Source organism: Sphingomonas sp. 8AM, assembly GCF_902506455.1.
In the GTDB taxonomy this organism is placed as follows: domain Bacteria; phylum Pseudomonadota; class Alphaproteobacteria; order Sphingomonadales; family Sphingomonadaceae; genus Sphingomonas.
Genome location: NZ_LR733844.1, coordinates 841724 through 868027, shown reverse-complemented (window position 1 = coordinate 868027; position 26304 = coordinate 841724). Strand labels below are relative to the sequence as shown.

Here is a 26304-nt window from a genome sequence, read left to right as displayed (position 1 = left end):
GATCCCATGCTGATTCTCGCCTCGCAAAGCGCCTCGCGCACCACCATGCTCGCCGCCGCCGGCGTGCCGTTCACCGCCGAACCCGCCTATGCCGACGAAGCCGCGCTCAAGGCGGCGATGGCCGGGCGGCATCCGCGCGACATCGCCGATGCGCTCGCCGAGCTGAAGGCGCTGAAGGTCAGCGCGCGGCATCCCGGCCATCTGGTGCTCGGGTCGGACAGCCTCGCGGTGCTCGACGACGGCACGATCCTCGACAAGCCGACCAGCCGCGAGGAAGCACGCGATCACCTGACGCGCATGTCGGGCAAGCGCCATGATCTGGTCAGCGCGGCGGTGATCGCCGAAAACGGTCAGGCGGTGTGGCGAATGGTCGACAAGGCGAAGATGTTCGTCCGCCCGCTCTCGCCCGCGTTCATCGAAGCCTATCTCGACGCCGAATGGCCGGCGATTTCGGGCTGCGTCGGCTGCTACCGGATCGAGGGACCGGGCGCGCAATTGTTCGCGCGGATCGACGGCAGCCAGTTCACCGTGCTGGGGATGCCGCTGCTCCCGGTGCTCGATTATCTGCGTGTCCGACAGGTGTTGCCCGCATGACGTCCTATGCCGAGGTGATCGGCGATCCGATCGCGCATTCCAAATCGCCGCTGATCCACGGCTTCTGGCTCGAAAAGCTCGGGCTGGCCGGCGACTATCGCGCGACACGCGTCGCGGGCGACGACCTCGCCTCCTATTTCGCGCAGCGTGCGGAAGATCCCGACTGGCGCGGCTGCAACATCACCGTACCGCACAAGGTGGCGGCGCTCGACCACGTCCCCGATCCCGGCAACGTGCGCGGGATGATCGGCGCGGCCAATACCGTGTTCCGCGGCGAGGACGGCGCGCTGGTCGCTACCAACACCGACGCGGCGGGCTTCCTGTCGCCGATCGCCGACCTCGATCTGGGCGGCCAGCTGGTGGTGGTGGTCGGCGCCGGCGGCGCGGCGCGCGCGGTGCTGTTCGCGCTGGCCCGTAGTCACGTCGGCCGCGTGACCTTGCTCAACCGCACGCCCTTGAAGGGTGCGGCCTTGCTCGCGCAGTTCGGGCTGAAGGGCGATGCGCTCCCGCTGACCGCGCGGCTGCCGGCGGCGGCACTGCTGGTCAACACCAGCGTGCTCGGCATGGCCGGGCACGACCCGCTCGATCTCGATCTTTCGCCGCTGCCGGGGGACGCGATCGTCTACGACATCGTCTACGCTCCGCTCGAAACCCCGCTGCTGAAGGCCGCGCGCGCGCGCGATCTGGAAACGGTCGACGGGCTGGAGATGCTGATCGGCCAGGCGGCGGTCGCGTTCGAGCTGTTCTTCGGCGCCGCCCCGCCGCGCGACCATGACGAGGAACTGCGCGCGCGCCTGCTGGCATGACCATCCTCGGCCTCACCGGCTCGATCGGCATGGGCAAGTCGACGGTTGCGGCGATGTTCGCCGACGCCGGGGTGCCGGTGTTCGACGCCGATGCGGTGGTGCATCGCCTGCAAGGGCCGGGCGGCGCGGTCGTCGCGGCGATCGAGGCGCGCTTCCCCGGCACCACCGGCCCGGCCGGCGTCGATCGCGCCGCTCTCGGTACGGCGGTGCTCGGCGACGATGCGGCGATGCGCGCGCTGGAGGCGATCGTCCATCCCGCGGTGCGCGCCGAGCGCGAGGCCTTCGTCGCCCGGCATCATGACGCGCCGTTGGTGGTGTTCGACATTCCGCTGCTGTTCGAGACCGGCGGCGATCGCGACGTCGATTTCGTCGTGGTGGTGTCCGCGTCGGCACCGGTGCAGCGCGAACGGGTGCTGGCGCGTCCCGGCATGACACCGGCCAGGTTCGAAGCGATCTATTTTCGCCAGCTTCCTGACACCGAGAAGCGCGCCCGCGCCGATTTCGTGATCCCCACCGACGTGCCGCTCGACGAGACCCGCGCCGCGGTCATGCGCGTCATCGCTTGCGTGCGGCGCGGACAGGGTCGATAACGACGCGATCATGCGTGAGATCGTCTTCGACACCGAAACCACTGGCCTCAGCTTCGCCGGCGGTGACCGCATCGTGGAGATCGGCTGCGTCGAACTGGTCAACCGTGTTGAAACCGGCCGAACTTTTCAAGCCTATTTCCATCCCGAACGCGACATGCCCGCCGAGGCGGAGCGCGTTCATGGCCTGTCCGCGGCCTTCCTCGCCAAGCATCCGGTCTTTGCCGCCGGGGTGGCGGCGCTGCTCGACTTTCTCGGCGACGCGCCGCTTGTCGCACACAACGCCGGCTTCGATTTTTCCTTTCTGAACGGTGAGTTGGAACGCTGCGGCAACCCTGCGGTATGTGGCACCCGGATGATCGACACGTTGGCGATCGCCCGGACCCGCCATCCCGGCGCCAAGCACACGCTCGACGCCCTGTGCAGCCGCTACGGAATCGACCGTTCGCACCGCGTGCTGCACGGTGCCTTGCTCGACGCGCAATTGCTGGCGCAGGTCTACGTCGAGCTGATGGGCGGACGGCAAATCGGGCTCGGGCTGGTCAGCGAGACCGCACCTATCATTGTCGAACAGGCGGTTACCGCACCGACCCGCGCGCGCCCGCTGCGGGTCTTTTCGCCGAGCGATGCGGAACTGGTCGCCCATGCTGCGTTTCTAAAGAAGGTCAAAGAGCCTTTGTGGGGGGTCGCCGCGTCCGAATGACGCGAATGCACGGCCGGATCGCAGGGGGGCGAGCCGGCATAGATGGAGGAAGTATATGGATATCCGGATTTCAGGTCACCAGGTGGCGATCGGCGACGCGCTGAAGGCCCATGTGCAGGACCGACTCCAGGGTATCGCCGACAAATATTTCGCGCGCGCCATCTCGGCGGAAGTTACCTTCGGCAAAGGCCCGCACGACAACGGCTTCACCTGCGACATCGTGGCGCACGTCACCCGTGGTCTGATCCTCAAGGGCAGTCATGTCGCGCATGATGCGCATCTCGTGTTCGATGGCGCTGCCGAGAAGATCGAGAAGCAGCTGCGCCGCTACGTCCGCCGGCTGAAGGATCGCCACGCCGCGCATGCTGCCACCGGGGAAACGCAGGATCGCATCGGCTATGACAACGCCGGCTATACGCTGTTTGCCGAGCAGATCGGCGAGGACGACGCCGGCGATGCGCCGCTGGTGATCGCGGAGACGCGCGTCGACGTACCCGACGCCAGCGTCTCGGACGCGGTGATGATGCTCGACCTGCGCAACACGCAGGCGTTGCTGTTCAAGAATGCCGGCACCGGCTCCTATAATATGGTCTATCGCCGCGGCGACGGGACGATCGGCTGGGTGGAGCCGCAGCGTGGTGGTTGAACCTATCTGATGGCGAGTGATCTCAGCGACCTGCTCGCCCCCGAACTGATCGTGATCGGACTGCCGGCCGCCTCCAAGAAGGCGTTGTTCTCCCAGCTCGGGGCGCTTGTCGCCCCGACGCTGGGCATCGATGCCCGTCTGGCAGCCGACGCGTTGGCTTTGCGCGAAAAGGAAGGATCGACCGGCTTCGGCGGCGGGGTGGCGATCCCGCATGCCCGGATCGCCGGTCTGCCGCGGATCGTCCTGGCGGTGGGACGGCTGGCACAGCCGCTCGACTTCGGCGCGCTCGATGACGCCCCGGTCGACGTGGTGGCCGCGATGTTCTCGCCGCCGCAGGCGGGAGGGCAGCACCTCAAGGCGCTGGCGCGGGTCGCCCGTCGGCTGCGCGACCGCGCGCTGGTCGCCAAGCTGCGCGGGGCGGGCTCGCCCGATGCGATCTACGCCCTGCTCTCCGATCACGGTGTCCGCGATGCCGCCTGAAGGCGCCGCCGCCCATTATCGCGCGTTGGAGTCGCTGTATGCGGCGGCGCCGATCAATCGCTTCTTCGAGTCTCGGCTCGAGCTGGTCGCGCCGGGCGAATCGCGGATTCACTTCGCGGTCGATGAGCGGCATTTCCACGCTGCAGGCGCTGCGCATGGCACCAGCTACTTCAAGATGCTCGATGATGCGGCGTTCTACGCCTGCAACAGCCTTGTGACCGATCGATTCCTGCTGACCACACAATTCAGTCTGTTGCTGACCCGGCCGCTGGGCGTCGGGCCGGTGATGGCGGAAGGGCGCTGGATCAGCGGACAGCGGCGGGTCTTCGTCGCCGAGGCGCGACTCGTCACCGCGGCGGGCGAGGAGGTGGCGCGCGGCACCGGCACGTTCATGCGCTCGCGGATCGCGCTCGCCTCGCTGCCGGGTTACGCCGGCTGATGAGTGTAAGGTTGCCGACTCATCTGAGCGTCGGGGTGCTGCTGCGCCGCGTCAACGATGCCGGCGGGCTGGCGGTGGTACGCGCAAGTGGCGAGCCGCAGGGCGGCGCCTTGCTGATCCTGCTTGCCGAAGGGCGCGGATTGCGGGCGATCGAGCGGATGCGCGGACTCGACGATCGCGATACGTTGATCCCGGCCGGACCGGCCGCGGACGACCCGGCGGCGGTCGAGGAATATTGGCGCAACCGCCGTCGTCGCGATCCGGATTTATGGGTAATCGAGCTGGACATCCCGCACGCCGAACGGTTCGTCGCTGAAACGATCCTGTCGCATTGACGCTGTTACCTGTTGCCCGTAGCCGGACTCCATCGACAACATGCGTTGTGCCGATGCGGGGTGCGATCCCGACGGTGACGCAGTCGGGGGGGACCCGGGCGATATCGAACAGCTAACGCTGCTTCAGCGATCGTTTACGCGCACCCACCGCATAAAAATGACGTAGAATGCCGTTCAGCTCCCGCATCGCGACTTTCGCGACGCTTACTTTCTCGGTCCTCGCTCTGGTAGCGCAGAGCGCTCCCGGACTTGCTGCTGAACTTCCGGCGATGCCCGCCGCATCTACCGCTATTCAACTCGCCCTGCCCGCGCAGGTTCCCGCGATCGCCCCGGCCGAGCCGGCTGCGCCGCCGGTCATCGAAACCGCGACAGTCACCCCGGCGCAGGTTGAAGAGCAGATTGCCTATCCCACCCTCGCCGCCGCTGTCGCCGATCAGTCGGTCCGCTCGGACGCCGACGAGGATCTGCGCTGCCTTGCCGGTGCGATCTATTTCGAGGCCCGTGGCGAGCCGCTCAGCGGCCAGCTGGCGGTTGCCGAAGTCATCCTCAACCGCACCCGTTCGCATCGCTTCGGCGGCAGCGCCTGCGATGTCGTGACGCAGAAGGGGCAATTCTCCTTCGTCCGCGGCGGCCGGATGCCGGCAGCGCCGACTAACGACGATTGGCGTACCGCCATGGCGGTCGCCAAGGTCGCGCTGAAGGATGCATGGGAGAGCGACGCCGCCAACGCGCTGTATTTTAATCATCGTCGCGCCGGTCACGCCAATGGTGTCCGGGTCGCCTCGATCGGCAACCACATCTTCTATCGCTGATCGCGATCCGGCATCGGCGAACCGGGCTTGGCTTTCGTTCGCATGATGTTCTAATCGGGTGGCCATGCTGACGCCGCCCGACACCTGCCACCAGGATGAAACCGCCGCGCTCTGTGCGCTTGACGTCGCGCGTGGCGTGACACGGATGCTGTTGCGGCACGATCTTACCGCCATCGCCGAAGTGCCGCTGGACGGCGGGCGCCGTGCCGACCTGATGGCGGTTGATCCACGCGGGCAGCTGGTGATCGTGGAGATCAAAGTGTCGCGCGCCGATCTGCTCGGCGACGGCAAGTGGCAGGATTATCTCGCCCATTGCGACCGATTTTATTGGGCGGTTCCGGCCGGATTCGACACGTCGCCGATCGCCGGGGAAGCGTTCCTGCCCGAGCGGACCGGGCTGATCGTCGCCGATCGCTATGACGCTGCGATCATCCGCGAGGCCCGGACCGATCCGCTACCCGCCGCGACACGTAAGCGCTGCACGCTCGCGTTTGCGCGGCGTGCAGCGCGGCGCGTCATCGCCGCGCACGATCCGGATGCGGTCAGCGGGCAATAGGCTCGGCCTGAACCCGAACTTTGATCTGGTCCCTCACCCTCACCGCATGGGTCCACTCCGGGACTTCAGGACGCTCAGAACTTTGGCCCCGCCACCGAGCGCTGCGGCTTGGCGGGGGATTCCTCGAGGATTTTCAGGATCACCGTCGAGCGCGTATCCCGCTTCGCATAGTCGCGCGCTGACATGCCCGCCACATTGTCGGTCTGGTCAGGGTTGCCGCCCGCCGCCAGCACGGCGCGGACCAGCGACAGGTCGCGGCGCTGCACCGCGCGGATCAGCGGCGTCTCACCGCCATTATTGCCAAGGTTGGGGTTCGCCTTGGACGCCGCGAGGATCTGGATCAGCTCGGGTTGGCTGGCCTGTACCGCCAGCAGCATCGCAGTATCGCCCTGCCCGTCGCGCAGGTTCGCGTCAGCGCCCTTGGCGAGCAGATAGCGCAGGTATGCTGCATCGCCGCGCTTCACGACGATATGGATCGCCCCTTCACCGGTGGTAATGTCGCGCGCGTTGACGATCGTCTGGCCGGGCTGGTCGAGCATCCCGATCACGGCATTGCCGTCACCCTTCCGCACCGCCTCGAGAAACTTGTAGCTCTGCGACTGCTGCTGCGCGGCTGCGGGCAGGGGGACGATCGGCAGCGCGGCGAGCAGTGCGATGGGAATAAGCGAACGGCGGAGCATCTGGTCGGTTCTCGCGAGAGCTGAGGGTTGCGCCGCCGCCTATAACCCATCACATCAGCCCTCGCCATGAACATGCGCTGTTTCGCCGCCACGCTCGCGCTGCTGCTCGCCGGGCCCCTATCGGGATGTGCGGAGGAGCCTGCGGGCACGCCGCCGCTGGCCGGCGCGCGGATCGGCGGCGCCTTTACGCTTACCGATCAGGACGGACGCACCGTCACGGATCGCGATTTCGCCGGGCAGTATCGCATCGTCTATTTCGGCTACACCTTCTGCCCCGACGTCTGCCCGACCGACGTCCAGAACATCGCCGCCGCGCTCAAGACGATCGAGCGCGACGATCCGACGCTGGGCAAGCGGATCGCGCCAATCTTCATCACCGTCGATCCGGCACGGGATACGCCGGCCGCGCTCAAGCGCTTTGTCACCGCCTTCCACCCGCGTCTCGTCGGGCTGACCGGCACGCCCGAACAGATCGCGAAGGTTGCGAAGGAATATGGCATCTATTTCGCGCGTGGCGCGGGGACGAGCGGCGGCTATCTGATGGATCACAGCCGCCAGATCTACCTTTTCGATCCCGACGGTAAACCGCTCGCGCTGCTGCCCGAGGGTCCGCCCGCCGCCATTGTTACGGAGGTGAAGAAGTGGGCGCGTTGACGGGTCGCTTCTGGGAAACCACGCCGCTCGATAAGCTTGATCGCGCGCAATGGGAGGCATTGTGCGACGGTTGCGGCAAATGCTGCCTTCATAAACTGGAGGATGAGGAAACCGGCGAACTGGTCGCGACCAACGTCGCCTGCCGGCTCCTCGACCGGCGCAGCGGGCAATGCTCCAACTACCGCCATCGCCGCGCCTATGTCAGCGAATGCGTGCGGCTGACGATGGGCAACGTCCATGCGATCGACTGGCTGCCGTCGACCTGTGCCTATCGCCTGCGCGCCGCCGGCGAGGCGTTGCCGGACTGGCATTATCTCGTTTCGGGCGATCGCGAAGCGGTGCACCGCGCGGGCCAGTCGGTGCGCGGCTGGACGGTCAGCGAGGACGACGCGGGCGAGCTCGAATTGCACATCGTCGACCGCGAATTGTGAGTGACGACATTGCGGTGGTGCGCAATCCGCGCGCGCGCCGCACCCGGTTGTCGTTCGACCCGGTCAGCGGGCAGGCACGGCTGACGCTGCCGCCGCGCGCCTCGCTAGCGAAGGCGCTGGCATGGGCGCGCGCGCAGTCGGCATGGATCGCGCAGCAGCGCGAGCGGCTGCCCGGTGCGCGACCGTTCGTCCACGGTGCGACGCTGCCCGTCGACGGGCAGCTGTTGACGATCGACTGGCGCGCCGATGCACCGCGCACGCCGTCAGTCGACGCCGGGTGGCTGGTGCTCGGTGGACCGGTCGAGAGCGTACCACGGCGCATCGAGCTGTGGCTTCGCCGCCGCGCGCTGACGCTGTTGGAGCAGGATACCGCTTTCTATGCCGCACGCGCGGGGGTGACGGTCAGCGGGGTGACGATCGGCGATCCGCGCGGACGCTGGGGAAGCTGCGCGCATCATGGCGCCATCCGCTACAGCTGGCGGCTGGTGCTCGCCCCGCCCGAGGTGCGGCGCGCGACCGCGGCGCACGAGGTCGCGCATCGCGTCCACATGAATCACGCCCCGGCGTTCCATGCGCTGGTCGCCGACCTGTATGGTTGCGACCCGTCGGCCGAGCGCGCGTGGCTACGTGCGAACGGCGCCGCGCTTCACTGGTTCGGCCGCTCGCCCGGCTGAGCCGCGACCGGCGGGCGCGCCGGCGGTGCACCGCGCGCCGTCGGGGGAGTCCGCACCGCATCGCGCCGCGGCTGACCGGTCACGCGGTCCAGCCATTCCTGATCGAGCCGCTCGTCGGGCCGCGGTTGTTGTGGCTGCGATTCTTCACCCTGCGGGGGCAGGGGCTGTACCACCGGACGCTCCGGGCCGAACACGGTTCCCTGCTCGGGCGCGGGCGCCGTGTCGGGGCCATAGCCGGCGTCGTCGCCATAGGTGGCGTTGTCGGGTGAACCGTAATAGCTTTCCGCGTCGGGCTCGAGCTGTGCTTCCGGCAGCGTCACCGCGGTTTCGAACTGCTCGATTGGCCGCTTGGCGACCGCCTTGACCATGAACTCGCGGAACGCGCGCGCGGGAGCGGTGCCGCCGTGCAAGCCGGCGATCGGGCGGGCATCGTCGCGGCCCATCCATACACCGGTGGTCAGCCCTGAGGAGAAGCCGAGGAACCAGCCGTCCTTGCTGCTGGTCGTCGTCCCGGTCTTGCCCGCCACCGGCCGTCCGATCTGCGCCGCGCGCCCGGTCCCGGTGTTGACCGCGGTCTGCAGCAGGTCGGTCATTTCCGCGGCGACGTTCGGTGCGACCAGCACCTGGCTGCGATCGACCTCGTGGCGGTAGATTTCCTCACCGTCGGCGGTGACGCGGGTGATCCCGAACGGCGTGATCGCCACCCCCTTGTTGCCGACGCTGGCGAAGGCGCGCGTCATGTCGATCAGCCGCACGTCGGATGTGCCGAGCACCATCGACGGATGGGTGTTGACCGGCGTGCTGATCCCGAAGCGCCGCGCCATATCGGCGACGGTCTGGAAGCCGACCGCCTGACCCAGTTTGGCGGCGATCGTGTTGAGTGAATAGGCGAAGGCGGTGCGCAGCGTGACGCTGCCCGAGAACCGCCGCGAATCGTTGCGCGGGCTCCAGCCGTCGATCGTCACCGGCTCATCGACCTCACGGTCCTCCGGCGTCTTGCCCGCCTCCAGCGCAGCGAGATAGACGAACAGCTTGAACGACGAGCCCGGCTGGCGCTGCGCCTGCGTCGCGCGATTGTAGATCGAGCTGACGTAATCGGTCCCTCCGACCATCGCGCGCACCGAGCCGTCACGGTCGATCGACACCAACGCCCCCTGCGCCCCCTTGGGGACGTTGGCACGCACCGCCGCATCGGCGTCGCGCTGCATCGCGGGGTCGAGAGTCGTCCAGACTTCCAGCGGCTTTTCAGTCTCATCGATCAGCAGGTCGAGCTGCGGCAGCGCCCAGTCGGTGAAATAGCGCACGCTGTTCTGGCGCGGCGCGGGGGCGAGCTTCACCCCGACGTCGTTCGCCTCGCGCGCCTGATCGACCGAGATGAAGCCGTTGCGCACCATCTGCTGGATGACGACTCCGGCGCGTCCGACCGCGGCCTGCGCGTCGGCGGTAGGGGAGTAATTCGACGGCGCCTTCACGAGACCGGCGATCACCGCCGCTTCGGGCAGGCTCAGATGATCCGCGCCATGGCCGAAGAATTTACGGCTCGCCGCGTCGATCCCGTACGCGCCGCCCCCGTAATAGACCTTGTTGAGGTACAGCTCGAGGATCTGCTCCTTGGAGAATTTTCGCTCCAGCGCGAGCGCGAGGATGCCCTCGCGGAATTTGCGCCCGAACTTCTTCTGATTGTTCAGGAAGATGTTGCGCGCGAGCTGCTGGGTGATCGTCGAGGCGCCCTGCACGCGCCGCCCGCGCTCGTAATTGACGTACAGCGAGCGCGCGATCCCCACCGGATCGACGCCGACATGGCTGTCGAAGCGCCGGTCCTCGACCGCGATCGTCGCGTCGCGCATCACCGCAGGAATGCGGTCGTAGGCCAGCCACTCGCCATAACTCGGTCCGAGCGACACCAGCACCGAGCCGTCGGCGGCATGGACGCGGATCATCTGCCCGTTGGGCGACGATTTCAGCGATTCGAAGCTGGGGAGCTGCGAACGCGCGATATAGACGGCGGTGAGCAGCGCGGCGAACGCCAGCACGATCGCACCGAGCGCGAGTTTGACGGCAAGCCCAGTCCGGCGCCGCCACGGCGAGCGGGACTTGGACGAAGCGGAGCGGGAGGTACGGGCGCGGGCCATAGTCAGCCCCGTGGCGGATAGCGGCTTGAGCGGGGGTGAACAAGATATTTGGCGGCAGGCGCCCCTGAGCGCGGTTGCCCGTCATCACTGCTTGGTTGCTAAAGTATGCGCATCGGGGTGCTTGTCTTCACCCCTTGGCGTCGCGGATCGCTCCAGCTCGGCAAGGCGCGCCGGATCATCGGCGGCGAGTACCTCTTCCAGAACGCCCGATTGGCGTAATGCCTGTTCCCGACTGCTGGCGCCGTCCATAATCAACAATTCGGGGTCGACTACATAGTCTCCTTCTACGCCATCAAACCTTACCAAGCGCTGTGAACCATCCGGCGAGGTGAGCGTCAAAGCCAGCGCGTTGCCCGGCTGCGCACCGGGTGCGGTGTCGTTGTATTGCTTCCAAGGTGGCATCGCTCACCTTACGCCGCGCGATATCGTCGCTGCCACCATAACCTCAGGCTGTCAGGATCGGGCCGATCAAGTGACCCGTCTTGAGCATCGTGGTGTGCGTGGACGCTTCGCATTAGGTAAAACAAAGCGGTTAGAAGTGGCCACTGCTCTCGGGGAAGCGGCAACGCGCTCCGCGGCGCTGCGGCAGGCGCGTTCCGCCTGCGCGACTAGATCGGCTGGCGCGTCGTCGCCACGCTCTTTCGCGATCTCAGGAAAACTGGTGCGGTCGAGAAGACTCGAACTTCCACGTCCTTTCGGACACAACGACCTCAACGTTGCGCGTCTACCAATTCCGCCACGACCGCACGTGTTGTCCACCGGGCAGCCCCGGCGTCTGGTAGGCGAGCGCCCCTAGCAAAGCCGATCGAGGCTGGCAACGCCCTTTCTCATTTTCGCTCAGCTCGCCTCGCCGACGAAGCTGAGATCAAGCCGCTTGGAGCTGGCCGGCACGTCGACCTGCGCCGAGTTGAAGTCAATCGCGCCACCGGGCAGCAGCGTCCGCTGCTGCGGCGTGATCGTCCAGCTGAAGACGATGCGGTTCTGCGAATCGCGCAGGTCGGCGCGGATGTCGGGAATGCGCTGGCGGGTGGCAGACGGATTGGTGATCCGCCCGCTGACCGCGAACAACTCCGATCCGTTCGCCATCTTGCGGCGCTCGATCGGATTGTCGGCGATGCGCAGCGGCAGTTCCTCCGGCCCGATCGACAGCCCGATCTGCTGCGCCAGCCCGGGCGCGGTGGTCCACAGAATTACCGCAACTGCCGCGAGCATCAGCAGTCCCGCGGCAAGGCTGGCGATCGTTCGGATACGGCCGCTGCCGCGTGCCGTGGCGCGAAACGGCGGGCGATGCGCAAACGCGTCGTACCGCGCCGGCTCTCGCGGCTCCGCCACGACCGGCGGCGGTACCTGCAACGGCAGGCCTGCCGGCGGTGGCGGAGATGCGTCAGCGAACACCGGCGCAGCCGCCGGCACCGGCACGGGCGCGGCTGGTGGCGCCGGCTCGACGAACGCGTCGGCGGCTTCCGCCTCCTCCGGCTCGTCGGCGTAACTGACGTCCTGATACCAGCTATGGCTACAATTGGCGCAGCGCACCGTGCGCCCCGGCGGCGCGATCGCATCGTCCGCCACCAGATAGCGGGCGCGACATTCGGGACAATCGAGGATCATAGGCGCGGCACCGGCAGGACGAACGAACCGAATCTAAGCACGCGTGCGGCCAGCAACGCAAGCAGGAGTCGCCGTGCTTGAAGCCATCGGGCGCCGCGTGCAAAGGCGGTGGACGATGGCGGCGATCGTGCAGTTCGAGAATGTGGGGCTTCGCTATGGCCATGGCGAAGAGATCCTGCGCGACGTCAGCTTCTCGTTCGTCCCCGGCGCCTTTTATTTCCTGACCGGCGCGAGCGGGGCGGGCAAGACCTCGCTGCTGCGGCTGCTGCATCTGGCGCAGCGTCCCAGCCGGGGGGTGATCCGGCTGTTCGGGACCGATGTCGCCGCCACGCCGCGTCGGGGCATGCCGCTGCTGCGCCGGCGGATCGGGATGGTCTATCAGGATTTCCGGTTGATCGCGCATCTGTCGGTGGCGGACAACATCGCGCTGCCGCTGCGCATCGCGGCGCAGCCCGACGACGAGATCCGGGAGGCGGTCGGCGAGATGCTGGCGTGGGTCGGACTTGCGCATCGCGCCGAGGCCCGACCCGAGGTCCTGTCGGGCGGCGAGCAGCAGCGTGTCGCGATCGCACGCGCGGTGGTCGCGCGACCCGACATCCTGCTCGCTGACGAGCCGACCGGGAACGTCGACGATGCGATGGCGGACCGGCTGATCCAGCTGTTCGCCTCGCTGAACCAGCTCGGGACGACCGTGGTAGTCGCCACGCACGACCTGCAGCTGCTTTCGCGTGTGCCGTCGGCGCAGCTGATGCGGATCGCCGGTGGGCGGCTGACCGACCCGACCGGCAGCTTGCGCGTGCCCCCGCGCCGGGAGCGCGCATGACCGCCGCCACCGCCCGCCTGCTCGATACCGCGCGTGACGGCTGGACGATGGCGGGTGTGCTGGCGGTGATGATCTTTCTGGCGGTGCTGGCGGCCGCCGGCGGGATCGCCACCGCGGGCGCCAGCCGCGCGCTCGACGCGGCCTTGACCGGGCAGGTGACGGTGCAGATCGTCGCGCCCGATGCCGCAACCCGCGAGCGGCTGTCTGCGCAGGTGGTCGCCGTGCTGCGACACGCATCGGGTGTGACGCACGTCGCACCGGTGCCACGTGCCGAGCTGGCGCGGCTGCTCGGACCATGGCTGGGCGACTCGGCGCGGGCGGACGACCTGCCGGTGCCGGCCCTGATCGACGTGGCAACGGCCCCGGGCGTCGACGCAGCGGCGCGCATTCGCCGGATCGTGGCCCCGATCGATCCCGCCGCGCAGATCGACGCGCAAGGCGCGGCGCTTGCCGGCACCGATACACTGCTGCGCGCAACGGCGCTGCTCGCGATGGTGATCGTGATGCTGGTGCTCGCGACCGGCTTGGCGATCGTGCTGCTGACGGTCCATGCCGGGCTCGCCGCGCATCATACTACGATCGAGGTCATGCACCGGCTCGGTGCCACCGACGGGCAGGTCGCGGGGCTGTTCTGTCGCCGGATGGCGCGTGACACGGCGCTGGCCGCGGCGATCGGCGCGCCGCTGGCGTGGGCCGCGATCATCTTGTTCGGTCGGGTCGGGGCCGGGACCGGGGCGCAGCTGCTCGGCGGGATGACGCTCGGACAGACGGGCTGGGCGGCGGCGCTGGTGCTGCCGATAGCGTTCGTCGCGCTGGCGGCGTTGACCGCCTACGCGAGCGTCCGCCGCGCGCTGGGGCAGCTGGCATGATCCGCCGCTTCGTCGCGCTCGCGCTGCTGGTGTGGATGCTGGGCTTCGCGGTCTTCATGCTGGCGCTGCCACAGCCCGCCGATCCCGATGTGCGCACTGATGGGATCGTCGTGCCGACCGGCGCGGCCGGACGGACCGCGCGCGGGCTCGATCTCCTGGAGCATGGCCGGGCGCGGCGGATGCTGGTGACCGGCACCGCGCCGGGGGTGACCCGGGCCGACCTCGCGCGCGTCGCGGGGCATGCCACGACGATCGCGTGCTGTGTCGACCTTGGCGCCGAAGCGGTCGATACGCGTAGCAACGCCGAGGAAACTGCCGCTTGGGTGCGCGCGCGGGGCTATCGTTCGATCCGGCTGGTGACCTCGAACTGGCATGCGCGCCGCGCCGCGCTGGAGCTCGGCCCCGCGCTGGGGGACGGGGTGTCGGTGCTGGTCGACGGGGTCGATGCGCAGCCGACGCTGACGCAGGCGTTCAACGAATACAACAAGCTGCTACTGCGCCGCGTGGTGCTGTGGGGAGAGCGACTCAGGTGAACTGGCTGCGCACGATCATTTTCCGCGTGATCTTCTACACCGCGTCGGTGCCGATCGTCGCGACGACGCCGATCGCGGCGCTGTTCGGGCAACGCGTGGTGATCACGCACGCCGATCGCTGGTCGCGGCTGCATCGCGTGCTGCTGCGCGCGATCCTGGGCATCCGGGCGCGAGTCGAGGGCGAGGTGCCGGTCGGGCAGTATCTGTACGTCGCCAAGCATGAAGCGATGTACGAGACGCTGGAGCTGCAGCTGATCCTTGGCTCGCCCGCCATGGTGCTCAAGCGCGAGCTGATGCGCATTCCCTTATGGGGCTGGTCGGCAGTGCAATATGGCGCGATCGTCGTCGATCGCGAAGCGTCGGCCGGGGCGCTGCGCGCGATGATGAAGGAAGCGGCCGCGGTGCGCGGCACCGGACGGTCGGTGGTGGTCTATGCCGAGGGGACGCGCGTGCCGCACGGCGAGTCGCCGCCGCTCCGCTCCGGTTTCGCGGGGCTGTACAAGGCGCTGGCGCTGCCGGTCGTGCCGATCGCGCTCGACAGCGGGCGGTTGTTGCCCAAGAAGGGCGCCAAGCGGCCCGGCATCGTCACGATCCGGATCGGCGAACCGATCCCGCCGGGGCTGCCGCGCGCCGAGGCCGAGGCGCGCGTCCACGAAGCGATCAACGTGCTCAACCGCTGAGCGCGATCAGCCTTTCCCTTCCAGCTTCGCCTTCAGCTCCTTGAGCGCGCCGAATGCGCCGGCTTCCTCCTCGCTGAGTACACCCGCCTGCCTCAGCACTGCCGCGGCGTCGGGGCTGCGCGGGAACGGGTCGAGCGCCAGCGCCATCGTCTCCGCCGCGGCTTCGCCGAGATCGACTCCGCCGCCCTCGATCTCGATCGTGTCGAGCGCTTCGCCCGACAGCTCGATCTCGTCGTCACCGCCGGTACCGCCGCTCGGCTGTACGAAGCGCAACGCGACGTCTTCCTCGACACGGGCAGTCAGGGGCACAGCGGTGACGGTGCAGCTCTGCACGACCGATGCGCTGACCCGGCCCCGTGCGACCACCGCCGCCGCGTCGCGCCGGATCGCGAACGTCGCGGCCAACCGGTCGAGCGCCACGAGGCCGAAGCGCCGTGCGAGCGCCTCTCGCTCGTTGGCATTGGCCTCGATCGTCACCTGACGCTCCTCGCCGCCGATCGTGTCGAGGCGCTCGACCCGCGAAAATTCCGTCGTCATGCCCATCGTCCTTCCATCAATTGCGGCAGCGGCACGGCCGCAAGCGACGTGCGCAATGCGATCAGCGCGTCGCGCACATGCGTGACCGCTGCCGGATCGGGGGCCGTGCCGCGATACAGATTGCGGACCAGCGCGGCATCGAGCCCGCCCCCGGCCAGCCCGTCGCGATAGGCGCCGAGTCGGCCGCCCAGCATCCCCATCATCTTTCCGATATGCTTGCCCACGACCATGTCGCCGAAGCCGATCTGACGGACCTGCGCGTCCATGTCGTCGACAAACCGCTCGGTCAGTTGCGCAATCGGCTCGGCGCCGTCCGGATCGTCCTCCAGCCGCAGCAGCACCATGGCCAGCACCGCCGCGACCATGTCAAACCGGCCGTCGAGCGTATCCGGCACTGACCCGTCCAGATACCAATGCGGCGCCCGCGCCCGCGCGACGACTGCATCGTACAGCGGCAGCGCGGCATCGCGATCGCGTCGTCCCAGCACCTTGGTCAACCAGCCCACCAGATCATCCCTTCACCGCTCCGCGCGATCCGTTGCGGGCGCGCGCTTGTTTCGCCGCGCCGCTGGGCATATTGAGGCGGACGGCCGCAAAGTCCACGCGCGCCTGTGACCGGAGTATTGATGCGCCCGCTGATCTTCCTTGCCCTGGCCGGCGTTCTTGCCGCGGGCTGTGCTCCGCTCCGCTCGCATCAGGGCTATATCGTCGACGCCGACCTGGTGAACGCGATCCAGCCGGGTGTTGACAATCGCCAGTCGGTGCTCGCCACGCTCGGCACCCCCAGCTTTGCGAGCCAGTTCAATCAAGGCGACTGGTATTATATCGCGCGCGACAGCCGCAATTATGCGTTCAATGCCCCGCGTCCGAAGGACCAGCTGACCTTGCAGATCAGCTTCGATCAGGGCGGGAATGTCAGCGCGATCCGCAAGTCGGGGGTGGAGCAGGTGGTCAGCCTGAAGCCGTACGGGAAGACGACTCCGACGCTCGGCCGCGAGCGCGGGTTCTTCCAGGACCTGTTCGGCAATATCGGCGCAGTCGGTGCCGCGGGTGGCCCGGGTGGAGCCGGCCCGACCGGGCGTAACGGCCAGTAACTGATAGATAATCCTGTCGCTTTGCTGACGCTCGCGTTCGCGCTCGGTTCAGCGCAGGAGCGCCATCTTCATGACAACGATGCGGCACGGGCCGCGTCGTCGTCATGGAGGATATGTGATGCGTCACCTTGTCACCGCCGCCCTGCTTGCCGCGACCGCGCTGTCCGGCGTGGTCGCATCGGCCCCCGTCGCCGCACAATCGCGCGACGAGCTGCGCCGTGACCGGCAGGACATTCGCCAGGAGCAGCGCCAGCTTGACCGGGCCCGCGTGCGTGGGGACTGGCGTGATGCCCGCGCGCAACGCGACGATTTGCGCGACGCCCGCCGCGACTATCGCGAGGACCGCCGCGACCTCCGCCAGCAACGTCAGTGGCAGCGCGATCGCCGCGAATGGCGCGCCGACATGCAGCAGTGGCGCGCCGGGCATCGCGACCTTTACGCGCGCGGCGGCTGGCAGGCCCCGTTCCGCTACCAGGCTTTTCGGCCCGGCGGACGGATCGCGCCGTCCTATTATGGTACGCGGTACGTGATCGCCGACCCGTGGCGGTACCGGCTTCCGACAGCGCCGGGCCGCGCGCGTTGGGTGCGCCATTACGACGACGCGCTGCTGGTCGATCAGCGTCGCGGGATCGTGCTCGACGTCGTGCGCGGCTTCTACTTCTAAAGACCGGCGATTCGGCCGCGCCGCCAGTAACGCGACGGCGCGGCCGGTACCGGCTTGGGTCGGCACCGGTCCCGAAAGGGGGAAAGGGGACCGCGTCGGCAACGCGCCATTAATCATTCGGTTCGCACCGCCCTGACGCTTCTTTCGTGGCGTTGCTTTTCTGCCACAGTTTCGCCATCGATGCGGCACTCGGGGGGCAACAGCATGGATCGCCGCGGGTGATGACCGCATTGCTAGGCGTGTTCGATCGTGCGGTCGCCGAACTGGCGCTATTCGCTGCCGTGGTGATCCTGCTGGGCGGCGCCGACGATCTCCTCATGGATCTGGTCTGGTGGCGGGTGCGGCGCCCCGAGCCGAGCTTCGCCGACGTACCGCGCGCGCCGCCGCTGCCGCTCGCGGTGTTCGTGCCGGCGTGGGACGAGCAACAGGTGATCGGCGCGATGCTGCGCGCGACGCTGGCCCGCTACGACCACCCCGATTACCGGCTGTATGTCGGCTGCTATCCCAACGACCCCGGAACCGTGACGGCGGCGAATGCAGTGGCGGCCGGCGACGCGCGCGTGCGGGTGGTGGTGGGTATGCAGGACGGGCCGACGACTAAGGCCGATTGCCTCAACCAACTGTGGCGCACGCTCGTCGCGGAGGAGGCGGGGCAGCGGCGGACCACCGCCGCGATCGTGCTGCACGACGCGGAGGATGTCGTCGACCCGGCCGAGCTGCGGCTTTTCGACGATCATCTGCGCGACGCCGCACTGGTGCAATTACCGGTCATCCCGCTGATCGATCCACATCGCCGGTTGGTGTCCGGTCATTACGCGGACGAATTCGCCGAGTCGCACCGCCGCGACCTGATGGTGCGCTCGGCGCTGGCGGCGTCGATACCGTTGGCCGGGGTAGGATGCGCGATCCGCCGCGATGCGCTCGATCGGCTGGCGGGGCAATGCGGCATGCCTTTCGAGCCGCAGAGCCTGACCGAGGATTACGAACTCGGGTTGCGTGTCGCCGCTTTGGGGTTGCCGGCGCGTTTCGTGCGCTGCCGGGACGTTGCCGATGGTCGGCTGATCGCGACGCGCGCCTTCTTTCCCGATACGATCGACACCGCGGTTCGCCAGAAGGCGCGCTGGATCGCCGGGATCGCGCTGTCGGGCTGGGATCGTACCGGCTGGGGCCCACGGCGCCACGCAGCGGAATATTGGATGCGGATGCGTGATCGGCGCGGGCTGCTGGCGGTCTCGGCGCTGCTCGCCGCGTATCTCGCGCTGGTCGGCTGGGGGCTGTCGTCGCTGGCCCATGCGCTGACCGGCAGCGGCGTGCCGCCGGTCGGCGCGGGGCTGCGGATGTTGCTGATGCTCAACACGGGGCTGCTCTGCTGGCGCCTGATCGCGCGGGCACTCCACACGGCGGCGGAACATGGCTGGCGCGAAGGATGCTGGTCGGTGCCGCGCATGGTGGTCGCCAACGGCATTGCGATGCTCGCGGCGCGGCGCGCGCTGACACGCTATGTCGCCACTCTCTTCGGCGCCCCTCCGCACTGGGACAAGACCGCGCACCGTTTTCCGGACCAGCTTCCGGACGCATCGTGAGCGGGGGCGGGCGTCCGCTGCGCTTCCTCGTGCTGGTGCTCGGGGCATGGATCGGGATGCGCGTCTGGCAGCTTTGGCCCAGCCCGCCTGCTGCACGCACGCTCCGGCACGTGATGCGACGAACCAGCGGGCAGGAAGAGCGGCAACTCGCGTTCATCGGCAATCCACGGGCGAACGCAGCCGTCCCGCTGACAACCGCTGGGCGGCCACCATCGACCCGGATGAAAGTGGCGCGCAGGGAACGCCCCGTCAGCATCGGCTTGAGCGACGCGGCGGGGTCGACCCCGCTGACGTCGGCGGTGGATCGAGCGCCGGTCGGCTTGGCGATGAACCCCTACAGCCCGCCCCCGGCACTTCCCTCCATGCACCGCTGGTCGGCAAGCGGCTGGGCGATGTGGCGCGGGGGCGGGAACGGCATCGGAGTAGCGACCCCGCAGCTCGGGGGCGCGCAAGCCGGCTTCCGGGTTGCACGCGTGCTCGACGCGCAGGGCAACGTCGCCATCGCGGCCCGCGTTGCGGCGGCGCTCGACACGCGCCAGCAGGAAGCCGCCATCGGTTTCGAGTGGCGACCAACCGCGCTGCCGGTGCGGGTCGTCGCGGAACGCCGCGTCGGGCTCACCAGCCAGCGCGGTGGCAGCGCGCTCGGCTTGGTCGGCGGGGTGAGCGACCAGGCGCTTGCCGCCGGTTTTCGACTGGAGGGCTATGCGCAGGCCGGCGCGGTGCTCCGCGACGATGTGGAGGCGTATGCCGATGGTGCGGTGCGCCTCGCCCGGCCGGTCGTGCGGCGCAACGACGGCGCGAGCCTGTCGATCAGCCTGGGCCTGTGGGGCGGCGCGCAGCGCGGCGCACGGCGGCTGGACATCGGCCCCGCGGCGGCCGTCGATCTGCCGGTGACGGACGCGGTGCACCTGCGCGTGGCGCTGGAATGGCGACAGCGCATCGCGGGCGCCGCGCGGCCCGGGTCGGGGCCGGCGCTGTCGATCGGCACCGACTATTGATGGCATCGCGGCCCTGAACCCGCTAGCGGTGCAAGGGTCTGTACCCGGTTGCAACAAGGATCGTGATCGCCCGTGGAAGGCCGCCCACAAGGAGCGCAGCGCAGTCAGGTAGCAGAGCTACCCGCAGGCAAGCGACAATGTGCAGGTGACGTCGTCCCGCCGGGCGATGTCTGTTATGCCGGGGGCACGGCGACCTGCACATGGACGGCCTACCCCGGGCGCTCGCTACGCGATCGGCGGATATTGGCGCGTCGGTCGCGATGCATCAGCATCGCTCCCTCCTCGCTCCTGGTCCGGCGCCAGAAGCCGCTCCGTCACGACCGCGTTGCAACCGGGTACAGACCCTAGCCGTCATGGACATCTATCTGCCGATCGCGAACCTGTCGGTGAACGCTCTGGTGATGATCGCGCTGGGCGCGGGCGTCGGGCTGCTGTCGGGGATGTTCGGGGTCGGCGGCGGGTTCCTGACCACGCCGCTGCTGATCGTCTACGGCATCCCCCCGACCGTCGCCGCCGCCTCCGCCGCGAGCCAGGTGACCGGCGCGAGCGTGTCGGGCGTGTTCGCGCATTTTCGGCGCGGCGGGGTCGATACGCGGATGGGGACGGTGCTGGTGATCGGCGGCGTGCTCGGCTCGCTGTTCGGCGCGTGGCTGTTCCGGCTGCTCCAGCAATGGGGACAGATCGATACGACGATCGCGATCACCTATGTGCTGCTGCTCGGTTCCATCGGGCTGATGATGCTGAAGGAAGCGGTCGACGCGATCCTGATCGCCAAGGGGCGGCGCAGCGCGCCGGCGCGGCGGCGGCGGCACCATCCGCTGGTCGCCAGCCTGCCGTTCCGCACCCGCTTCTATGCCTCGGGGCTGTACATTTCCCCGCTCGCGCCGTTGCTGCTCGGGTTCTTCACCGGTATCCTGACGATCCTGCTCGGGGTCGGCGGCGGGTTCGTGCTGGTGCCGGCGATGATCTATCTGCTCGGCATGTCGACCGCGGTGGTGGTCGGCACCAGCCTGTTCCAGATCCTGTTCGTCACCGCCGCGGCGACACTGGTGCACGCGACCACCACCAAGGCGGTCGATATCGTGCTCGCCGGGCTGCTGCTGGTCGGGTCGGTGGTCGGCGCGCAGGTCGGCGCGCGCTTCGCTGCCAAGGCGCGGCCCGAATATCTGCGGCTCGCGCTGGCGCTGATGGTGCTGCTGGTCGCAGGGCGAATCGCGCTGGGGCTGGGGTGGCGACCCGACGAAATCTACACGGTCGAGCTGTCGTGAGGGCGGCGCTGTTGCTCGCCGCTGCGCCGCTGCTGATGGCGCAGGCCAAGCCGGTGCTGGTGCCCGACGTGTCGCAGCGCGAGATCGACATCGCCTACAGTTTCGCCGGGGCCGAGCTGCTGCTGTTCGGGGCGATCATCTACCCCGGCGGGCGACCTCCGACTGATACCAAGGGCGCGGATGTCGTAGTAGTGGTCAAGGGCCCGACGCAGTCGATCGTGATCCGCGAAAAGGAGCAGGTCGCCGGAATCTGGGTCAATGCCGGGCGACTACGCTATCGCTCCGCACCGTCATTTTACGCGGTCGCCTCGTCGCGGCCGCTCAGCGAGCTTGTCGATGCGCGGACGCGGGCGATCTACGAGCTGGGGTTAGACAGCCTGCAATTGTCGCCGGCCTCCGCCGCGCCGTCCGATGTGCAGGGCCGCTTCACGCGCGGGCTGGTCGAGCAACGCGTCCGCACCGGGCTGTTCTACGAAGCGCCGCGCGCGGTCGAGATCAGCGACGGCGTGCTGTACCGCGCGCGCGTGTCGATCCCGGCGCGGGTGCCGGTCGGGCGCTTCACCGCCGAAACCTTTCTGGTGCGCGACGGGCGCGTGCTGGCGGTGGCGGTCCGCGATATCGACATCCGCAAGAAGGGCTTCGAGCGGTTCGTCGCCCAGGCGGCCGACCGTCACGAATGGCTGTACGGCGGCGCGGCGGTGTTGCTGTCGGTCGCGCTCGGCTGGGGGGCGGGGCGGCTGGCGCGGCGGTGAGCACGTCCACCCGATCTTTACGAAGCAGCGGCTAGGCCGGCCTTCCGAAAGCCTTGGGATCGCTGCCCTTTATGAACGATATTCCCGGCTCGCACGCCTTTGACGCCGCGATCGCTGCCGCCTTCTCCGGTGGAGCCCCAACGCAGGAGGCCGCCAATGCGATCGGGCATGTGCGCCAGATCGCGGGCGGGCGTGGCGAGCTGCTGCTCGACCGCACCGCGCTCGCCGCCTTGCGCACGCACCGCGATCCGGTGCTCGCGATGGCGGGGCAGGTCGGCGGACAGGTGAAGGTGCGCGTCGGCACGACGTGGCTGATCGCAACGACCCGCACCCTCCGCCTGGCCGACGACCGTGCCGAGGCGGTGGTCGCCGAGGTTGATTTCCTCGGCGAGGGTGACGAGGAACGGCTGACCGGACGATTGCAGCGCTTTCGCCGCGGGGTGACCAGCTACCCGATCCCCGGCGCGCGGGTGTTCGCGGTCGACGGGGCCGAATTGCGCGAGATCTATGCCGCGACCGGACGGGCCGCGATTGAGATCGGCACGGTCCATCCCAGCCGCGACGTGCGCGCCTCGTTGTATGTCGATGCGATGCTCGGCAAGCATTTCGCGCTGCTCGGCTCGACCGGCACCGGCAAGTCGACGGCCGCCGCGCTGATCCTCCACCGCATCTGCATGCTGGCCCCGCAGGGGCATGTCGTGATGATCGACCCGCACGGCGAATATGGCGCGGCGTTTGGCGAGGCGGGCGCGCTGTTCGACGTTTCGAACCTCCAGATGCCGTACTGGCTGATGAATTTCGAGGAACATTGCGAGGTGTTCGTCACGTCGACCGGCGCGGCGCGGCAGGTGGATGCCGATATCCTCGCCAAATGTCTGCTCGCCGCCAAGGCCAAGAGTCGCGCCGGGCAGGAGATCGCCAAGCTGACCGTCGATGCGCCGATCCCCTATCTGCTGAGCGACCTGATGCAGATACTCCAGCTCGAAATGGGCAAGATGGATCGCGCAGGTGACACCTCACCGTATCTGCGGCTGAAGAACAAGATCGACGAGGTTCGCGCCGACCCGCGCTATGGCTTCATGTTTTCGGGCATGCTGGTCGGCGACACGATGGCGGCATTCGTACAGCGCATCTTCCGCCTGCCCGGCGACGGTCGGCCGATCTCGATCATCGACGTGTCCGGCGTGCCCAGTGAGATCACCACGGTGGTGGTGGCGGTACTGGCGCGGATGGTGTTCGACTTCGCGATCTGGTCGCGCGGCGAGGCGCAGCGGCCGATACTGCTCGTCTGCGAGGAGGCGCATCGCTACGTCCCCGCCGATCCGGCAGTGCGCGGGTCGGTAGCGCGCATCCTCGGCCGGATCGCCAAGGAGGGTCGCAAATATGGCGTCGCGCTCGGACTGGTGACCCAGCGCCCCTCCGACCTGTCCGACGGCGTGCTGTCGCAGTGCGGGACGATCATCGCGATGCGGCTCAACAACGATCGCGATCAGGCGTTCGTGCGCGCCGCGATGCCGGAAGGCGCGCGCGGCTTCCTCGACGCGCTGCCGGCGCTGCGCAACCGTGAGGCGATCGTCTGCGGCGAAGGCGTCGCGATCCCGATACGCGTCGCATTCGACACGCTGGAGGAAGGGCGGCGGCCGGCGTCGGACGATCCGGTCTTCTCGACGTTGTGGCGCGAGAGCGGCGGCGAGGAAGCGATGATCGCCCGGACCGTCCAGCGCTGGCGTGCGCAGGGACGGTAGCATCCAAGCGCCCGGTCATCCCGGTCTTGATCCGGGATACCGCTTTCTCAGCGCGCCTGAACGAAGCAGCGGGGTCCGGATCAGGTCCGGGCGACGATGGGGAATGTCGGTCCTGTCTAGGCGTTCAACAGCCGCAGCGTCGCTTCATCGGGTCCGGGGAAGAAGGCGGCCAGCGTGTCGCGCACCGCAGGCGGCGCACCGGCCCGGTCGAACAAGGTCAGCGACGAGCGGAGTTTCACCGCGTCGATCCCGCCCATGATGGCCTCTGCCGACCGGCCGCGATGGCGGTCGATCGCGGCGACACAGCCCAGGTAACGCGGGCCCAGCAGCGGGTGCGCCAGATAGGCGCGCGCCTCGGCGAGGTCGTGGATCGCATAATGGCGCGCGGTGGCGCTGTGACCGAGCCCGGCGATCTGCGGAAAGATGAACCACATCCAGTGGCTCTGTTTGGCGCCGCGCGTCAGTTCGGCAAGCGCGCTGTCGTAATGGGTCGCCTGTGCGGCGACGAAGCGATCGAGATCCATGCCGCGCCAACGCCCGGGCGGGCAAGGCGGTCCCGCCGCGATCAGGCCACCACGGCGGTCACGGCGTCGACGTAGAGCAGCAGGGCGGTGGTGGCGAAGCTGGCGGCACTGAGGAGCAGCGAGCGGGTGAGCGTGGGATAATTGTTCATCGGGTCGGGTCCGCTCAGGCGATCGGGGTGACGGGAACGGCGGCGCTGATCATCACGGCGGCACCGGCGAAAGCGGCGGCAACCGACAGAAGCGACTGGCGAAGGGCGGTGAAACGGATGGTCATGGTGGGTACTTCCTGGTCAGCGGCCGGTCGATCCGGCCATGCCAGGGTCATTGCAGAACCCGTGCCAAATGCGCTTGCCGAGGAGAACGGCGAGCTTCGTCATCGCTGTTGGTGGGATTTGCCAGCGTGGTTCGGCAAGACGCGCCATATTACGGCGTAGCATCCGACGTGATCGTTCGCGCGCGCCCCTGATCCTTGGCGCGGTACAGCGCCGCGTCGGCGCGCGCCATCAAGGCGGCGCGGCCTTCACCGACCCGGCCCTCGGCGACCCCGGCCGAGAAGGAGATGGTTCCGATCGATTCACCAGTCTCCCGGACGCGCGGGCGGCGTTCCGAGATCGTGCGGCGGATGCGCTCGATGATCTGTGCGGCATCGTCGAGCCGCACGTTTTCGAACAGGAGTGCAAATTCCTCTCCGCCGTAGCGGGCGACCATCATGCCCTTTTCGGTCGCCAGCGTCTGTGCGACCATGCGAATCACGCGATCGCCGACAGCGTGACCGAAATTGTCGTTCACCTGCTTGAAGTGGTCGATGTCGCAGATCGCGACCGTCACCGGTGTATCGCGGTGGAGCGCCGCAAAATTTTCGTCGAACGCGCGGCGGTTCGGCAGGTCGGTGAGCGGATCGGTGCGCGCCGACCCGCGCGCCTCGTCGAGCGCCGTGCGCAGTTCCTCGGTTTCGCGCAGCGCGGTATCGAGCTTCGCTTCGGCGAGCTGGACGCGGCCGATCATGTCGGCGGTCAGCTGGGTGATCGCCTCGATCCCTGCCTCTGCGCCCATGTCGCGCATCGTATCGGCGGATCGTTGCAGGTCGCGGCCGAAGTCGTTGGCCTCGGCATGGACGATCCGCATCGCGTCGCCAAAGCCATCGAGCTGGAGCATCATCCGTTCGAGCAGCGCCTGCTGGACATCGACGTCGCCGCTCATCGTGCCGTCGTCGTCCGACGAGTCGATTGGAGCGCCGGCGAGCGAGACACCGCCGAGACTGGCGATGTCGTGGCTGGTCAGCCGCACGCCTCCGTCAGTCATTTCCGCGACCCGCTGCGCGACCAGTCCGGTCGCGTTGGCAATGACTTCATAAGCGAAGGCGTAATGCGCCGGATCAGGGCTGAGCCGGTGCGCGGCGAGAAACGCCCCGATTCGGGCGAACAGGCGATCTCCCCCGTTCGCTTGCCCGATATCGACCGCCCTGCTCGCCATCACCCGCCCCACATCGCCCCCTGATCTTGGGGTCGAAGATGTACGCGGCAACTACTAAGATATGATAACCGAAGGCTTTTAGTGCCCCGTCAGCTGGTGAACCGCTGCCAGCGAGCGCGTGACGTGCTCGGCCGGGTTCATGTCCGAATAGACCGAAGCGATCCGCCCGTCGCGCGCGATGACATAGCTGGTGCGGCTGGTGACCTGCCGCCCCTTGACCTCCCTGCCGAGCGCGACGTCATAGCCCGCCACGACCTTCGGCCCGGCGCTGGCGACCGCGAACTTGCCCGCGCATTCGCTCGACGAGAAACGCTGCAGGTCGGGGATGTTGTCCGCCGACATGCCGATCACCGTCGCGCCGGCCGCGCGAAACGCGTCGACCTTCTCGGCGAACGCGCGCGCCTCGGCATTGCAGCCGCCGGTGAAGGCGGCGGGGAAGAAATACAGCACCACCGGGCCGCGCTTGAGCTGTTCGGACAGCCGCAGCGGCACTACTTTGCCCGCGATCGCGCCGCGGGTGGAGAAGTCGGGTGCCTTCGCACCGGGCGCGAGCGTCGCGGCGGCGGGTGCGGCGAGGGTCAGGGCGAAAGCGGCGGCAAGCAATTGGCGCATCGGGACGACTCC

The 26304-nt window shown here is 68.5% G+C and carries 34 protein-coding genes and 1 tRNA gene; 24 read left to right on the top strand and 11 right to left on the bottom strand.

Going from position 1 to position 26304, the window contains the following annotated elements; genetic code table 11:
- Positions 1-6 precede the first annotated feature (6 nt).
- The 10 genes from BACI71_RS04385 (at position 7) to BACI71_RS04340 (ending at position 5958) form a co-directional block, all read left to right on the top strand.
- A complete protein-coding gene (locus BACI71_RS04385) occupies positions 7-594 on the top strand; it encodes a Maf family protein (RefSeq protein ID WP_159755533.1) in 588 nt (195 codons plus the stop codon).
- Positions 591-1400 (top strand): shikimate dehydrogenase family protein, encoded by an 810-nt coding sequence (locus tag BACI71_RS04380; protein ID WP_159755530.1) that lies wholly within the window; start codon positions 591-593, stop codon positions 1398-1400. The genes BACI71_RS04385 and BACI71_RS04380 overlap by 4 nt, the downstream gene beginning before the upstream one ends.
- Positions 1397-1990, top strand: a complete 594-nt coding sequence (gene coaE, locus BACI71_RS04375; RefSeq protein ID WP_159755527.1) for a dephospho-CoA kinase — start codon at positions 1397-1399, stop codon at positions 1988-1990. The genes BACI71_RS04380 and coaE overlap by 4 nt, the downstream gene beginning before the upstream one ends.
- Before the next feature lie 10 nt (positions 1991-2000).
- Positions 2001-2690, top strand: a complete 690-nt coding sequence (gene dnaQ / locus BACI71_RS04370; protein WP_159755524.1) for a DNA polymerase III subunit epsilon — start codon at positions 2001-2003, stop codon at positions 2688-2690.
- Between the two features lie 55 nt (positions 2691-2745).
- Positions 2746-3336: a ribosome hibernation-promoting factor, HPF/YfiA family gene (gene hpf / locus BACI71_RS04365; protein WP_159755521.1), complete on the top strand. Its 591-nt coding sequence runs from the start codon at positions 2746-2748 to the stop codon at positions 3334-3336.
- A 9-nt stretch (positions 3337-3345) separates the two neighbouring features.
- On the top strand, positions 3346-3816 hold the full coding sequence (locus BACI71_RS04360; protein ID WP_159755518.1) for a PTS sugar transporter subunit IIA: 471 nt from the start codon (positions 3346-3348) through the stop codon (positions 3814-3816).
- Positions 3806-4255, top strand: a complete 450-nt coding sequence (locus tag BACI71_RS04355; RefSeq protein WP_159755515.1) for a PaaI family thioesterase — start codon at positions 3806-3808, stop codon at positions 4253-4255. Before BACI71_RS04360 ends, BACI71_RS04355 begins: the two co-directional genes overlap by 11 nt.
- On the top strand, positions 4255-4590 hold the full coding sequence (locus tag BACI71_RS04350; RefSeq protein WP_159755512.1) for a DUF1491 family protein: 336 nt from the start codon (positions 4255-4257) through the stop codon (positions 4588-4590). Before BACI71_RS04355 ends, BACI71_RS04350 begins: the two co-directional genes overlap by 1 nt.
- A 269-nt stretch (positions 4591-4859) precedes the next feature.
- Positions 4860-5402: a cell wall hydrolase gene (locus BACI71_RS04345; RefSeq protein WP_236552810.1), complete on the top strand. Its 543-nt coding sequence runs from the start codon at positions 4860-4862 to the stop codon at positions 5400-5402.
- Positions 5403-5466: 64 nt separating this feature from the next.
- Entirely contained in the window at positions 5467-5958 is a 492-nt protein-coding gene (locus BACI71_RS04340) for an MmcB family DNA repair protein (RefSeq protein ID WP_159755506.1), read from the top strand.
- Positions 5959-6032: 74 nt separating this feature from the next.
- Here BACI71_RS04340 and BACI71_RS04335 read toward each other — a convergent pair whose 3' ends face one another.
- A complete protein-coding gene (locus tag BACI71_RS04335; protein ID WP_159755503.1) occupies positions 6033-6638 on the bottom strand; it encodes an ankyrin repeat domain-containing protein in 606 nt (201 codons plus the stop codon).
- Between the two features lie 66 nt (positions 6639-6704).
- Here BACI71_RS04335 and BACI71_RS04330 point away from each other — a divergent pair, with 66 nt between their 5' ends.
- The 3 genes from BACI71_RS04330 to BACI71_RS04320 are packed head-to-tail and all read left to right on the top strand — an operon-like array spanning position 6705 to position 8397.
- Entirely contained in the window at positions 6705-7292 is a 588-nt protein-coding gene (locus tag BACI71_RS04330; RefSeq protein WP_159755500.1) for an SCO family protein, read from the top strand.
- Complete coding sequence (locus BACI71_RS04325; RefSeq protein ID WP_159755497.1) at positions 7280-7723, top strand: YcgN family cysteine cluster protein; 444 nt, start codon at positions 7280-7282, stop codon at positions 7721-7723. The genes BACI71_RS04330 and BACI71_RS04325 overlap by 13 nt, the downstream gene beginning before the upstream one ends.
- Positions 7720-8397 carry a M48 family metallopeptidase gene (locus BACI71_RS04320; RefSeq protein ID WP_159755494.1) on the top strand — a complete coding sequence of 226 codons (678 nt, stop codon included), beginning with the start codon at positions 7720-7722 and terminating at the stop codon, positions 8395-8397. Before BACI71_RS04325 ends, BACI71_RS04320 begins: the two co-directional genes overlap by 4 nt.
- On the opposite strand, the gene BACI71_RS04315 is transcribed toward BACI71_RS04320, so the two are convergent.
- The 4 genes from BACI71_RS04315 to BACI71_RS04300 form a co-directional block, all read right to left on the bottom strand.
- The gene (locus BACI71_RS04315) at positions 8370-10529 is read right to left on the bottom strand and encodes a transglycosylase domain-containing protein (protein WP_159755491.1); all 2160 of its coding nucleotides are present in this window, start codon (positions 10527-10529) and stop codon (positions 8370-8372) included. The two genes, BACI71_RS04320 and BACI71_RS04315, sit on opposite strands and share 28 nt — an antisense overlap.
- A gap of 84 nt (positions 10530-10613) precedes the next feature.
- The gene (locus BACI71_RS04310) at positions 10614-10931 is read right to left on the bottom strand and encodes a hypothetical protein (RefSeq protein WP_159755488.1); all 318 of its coding nucleotides are present in this window, start codon (positions 10929-10931) and stop codon (positions 10614-10616) included.
- A 257-nt stretch (positions 10932-11188) separates the two neighbouring features.
- Positions 11189-11275: transfer RNA gene (locus BACI71_RS04305), tRNA-Leu, on the bottom strand.
- Positions 11276-11366: 91 nt separating this feature from the next.
- The gene (locus tag BACI71_RS04300) at positions 11367-12137 is read right to left on the bottom strand and encodes an MJ0042-type zinc finger domain-containing protein (RefSeq protein WP_159755485.1); all 771 of its coding nucleotides are present in this window, start codon (positions 12135-12137) and stop codon (positions 11367-11369) included.
- A gap of 115 nt (positions 12138-12252) precedes the next feature.
- Between BACI71_RS04300 and ftsE the strand changes: the two genes are divergently transcribed.
- The 4 genes from ftsE to BACI71_RS04280 are packed head-to-tail and all read left to right on the top strand — an operon-like array spanning position 12253 to position 15042.
- Entirely contained in the window at positions 12253-12960 is a 708-nt protein-coding gene (gene ftsE / locus BACI71_RS04295; RefSeq protein WP_159755482.1) for a cell division ATP-binding protein FtsE, read from the top strand.
- The gene (locus tag BACI71_RS04290) at positions 12957-13829 is read left to right on the top strand and encodes a cell division protein FtsX (protein WP_159755479.1); all 873 of its coding nucleotides are present in this window, start codon (positions 12957-12959) and stop codon (positions 13827-13829) included. Before ftsE ends, BACI71_RS04290 begins: the two co-directional genes overlap by 4 nt.
- Positions 13826-14362: a YdcF family protein gene (locus BACI71_RS04285; protein ID WP_159755476.1), complete on the top strand. Its 537-nt coding sequence runs from the start codon at positions 13826-13828 to the stop codon at positions 14360-14362. The genes BACI71_RS04290 and BACI71_RS04285 overlap by 4 nt, the downstream gene beginning before the upstream one ends.
- On the top strand, positions 14359-15042 hold the full coding sequence (locus BACI71_RS04280) for a lysophospholipid acyltransferase family protein (protein ID WP_159755473.1): 684 nt from the start codon (positions 14359-14361) through the stop codon (positions 15040-15042). Before BACI71_RS04285 ends, BACI71_RS04280 begins: the two co-directional genes overlap by 4 nt.
- A gap of 6 nt (positions 15043-15048) precedes the next feature.
- Here the strand turns inward: BACI71_RS04280 and BACI71_RS04275 are convergent, their stop codons facing one another.
- Together BACI71_RS04275 and BACI71_RS04270 are read right to left on the bottom strand one after the other, a co-directional pair.
- Entirely contained in the window at positions 15049-15579 is a 531-nt protein-coding gene (locus BACI71_RS04275) for a YceD family protein (RefSeq protein ID WP_159755470.1), read from the bottom strand.
- Entirely contained in the window at positions 15576-16085 is a 510-nt protein-coding gene (locus BACI71_RS04270; RefSeq protein ID WP_201297290.1) for a ubiquinol-cytochrome C chaperone family protein, read from the bottom strand. The genes BACI71_RS04275 and BACI71_RS04270 overlap by 4 nt, the downstream gene beginning before the upstream one ends.
- A gap of 120 nt (positions 16086-16205) precedes the next feature.
- Between BACI71_RS04270 and BACI71_RS04265 the strand changes: the two genes are divergently transcribed.
- From BACI71_RS04265 to BACI71_RS04235, 7 genes are all read left to right on the top strand, one after another.
- On the top strand, positions 16206-16673 hold the full coding sequence (locus BACI71_RS04265; RefSeq protein WP_159755467.1) for an outer membrane protein assembly factor BamE: 468 nt from the start codon (positions 16206-16208) through the stop codon (positions 16671-16673).
- A gap of 118 nt (positions 16674-16791) precedes the next feature.
- Positions 16792-17337: an RcnB family protein gene (locus tag BACI71_RS04260; RefSeq protein ID WP_159755464.1), complete on the top strand. Its 546-nt coding sequence runs from the start codon at positions 16792-16794 to the stop codon at positions 17335-17337.
- A gap of 221 nt (positions 17338-17558) precedes the next feature.
- Positions 17559-18920 carry a glycosyl transferase family protein gene (locus BACI71_RS04255; protein WP_159755461.1) on the top strand — a complete coding sequence of 454 codons (1362 nt, stop codon included), beginning with the start codon at positions 17559-17561 and terminating at the stop codon, positions 18918-18920.
- Positions 18921-19180: 260 nt separating this feature from the next.
- Positions 19181-19918, top strand: a complete 738-nt coding sequence (locus tag BACI71_RS04250; protein WP_159755458.1) for a hypothetical protein — start codon at positions 19181-19183, stop codon at positions 19916-19918.
- 353 nt (positions 19919-20271) lie between these two features.
- Positions 20272-21186 (top strand): sulfite exporter TauE/SafE family protein, encoded by a 915-nt coding sequence (locus BACI71_RS04245; RefSeq protein WP_159755455.1) that lies wholly within the window; start codon positions 20272-20274, stop codon positions 21184-21186.
- Positions 21187-21221: 35 nt separating this feature from the next.
- Complete coding sequence (locus BACI71_RS04240) at positions 21222-21938, top strand: TIGR02186 family protein (protein WP_159760846.1); 717 nt, start codon at positions 21222-21224, stop codon at positions 21936-21938.
- A gap of 71 nt (positions 21939-22009) precedes the next feature.
- Positions 22010-23683 (top strand): ATP-binding protein, encoded by a 1674-nt coding sequence (locus tag BACI71_RS04235; RefSeq protein ID WP_159755452.1) that lies wholly within the window; start codon positions 22010-22012, stop codon positions 23681-23683.
- A 116-nt stretch (positions 23684-23799) separates the two neighbouring features.
- Here BACI71_RS04235 and BACI71_RS04230 read toward each other — a convergent pair whose 3' ends face one another.
- The 4 genes from BACI71_RS04230 to BACI71_RS04215 all read right to left on the bottom strand — a co-directional run bounded on the left by BACI71_RS04230 (position 23800) and on the right by BACI71_RS04215 (position 26292).
- Entirely contained in the window at positions 23800-24207 is a 408-nt protein-coding gene (locus tag BACI71_RS04230; RefSeq protein WP_159755449.1) for a DUF1810 domain-containing protein, read from the bottom strand.
- A gap of 163 nt (positions 24208-24370) precedes the next feature.
- Complete coding sequence (locus BACI71_RS04225; RefSeq protein ID WP_159755446.1) at positions 24371-24532, bottom strand: hypothetical protein; 162 nt, start codon at positions 24530-24532, stop codon at positions 24371-24373.
- Positions 24533-24630: 98 nt separating this feature from the next.
- Positions 24631-25680 (bottom strand): GGDEF domain-containing protein, encoded by a 1050-nt coding sequence (locus BACI71_RS04220; protein ID WP_159755443.1) that lies wholly within the window; start codon positions 25678-25680, stop codon positions 24631-24633.
- Positions 25681-25758: 78 nt separating this feature from the next.
- Positions 25759-26292 (bottom strand): peroxiredoxin, encoded by a 534-nt coding sequence (locus BACI71_RS04215; protein ID WP_159755440.1) that lies wholly within the window; start codon positions 26290-26292, stop codon positions 25759-25761.
- Positions 26293-26304: the final 12 nt, after the last annotated feature.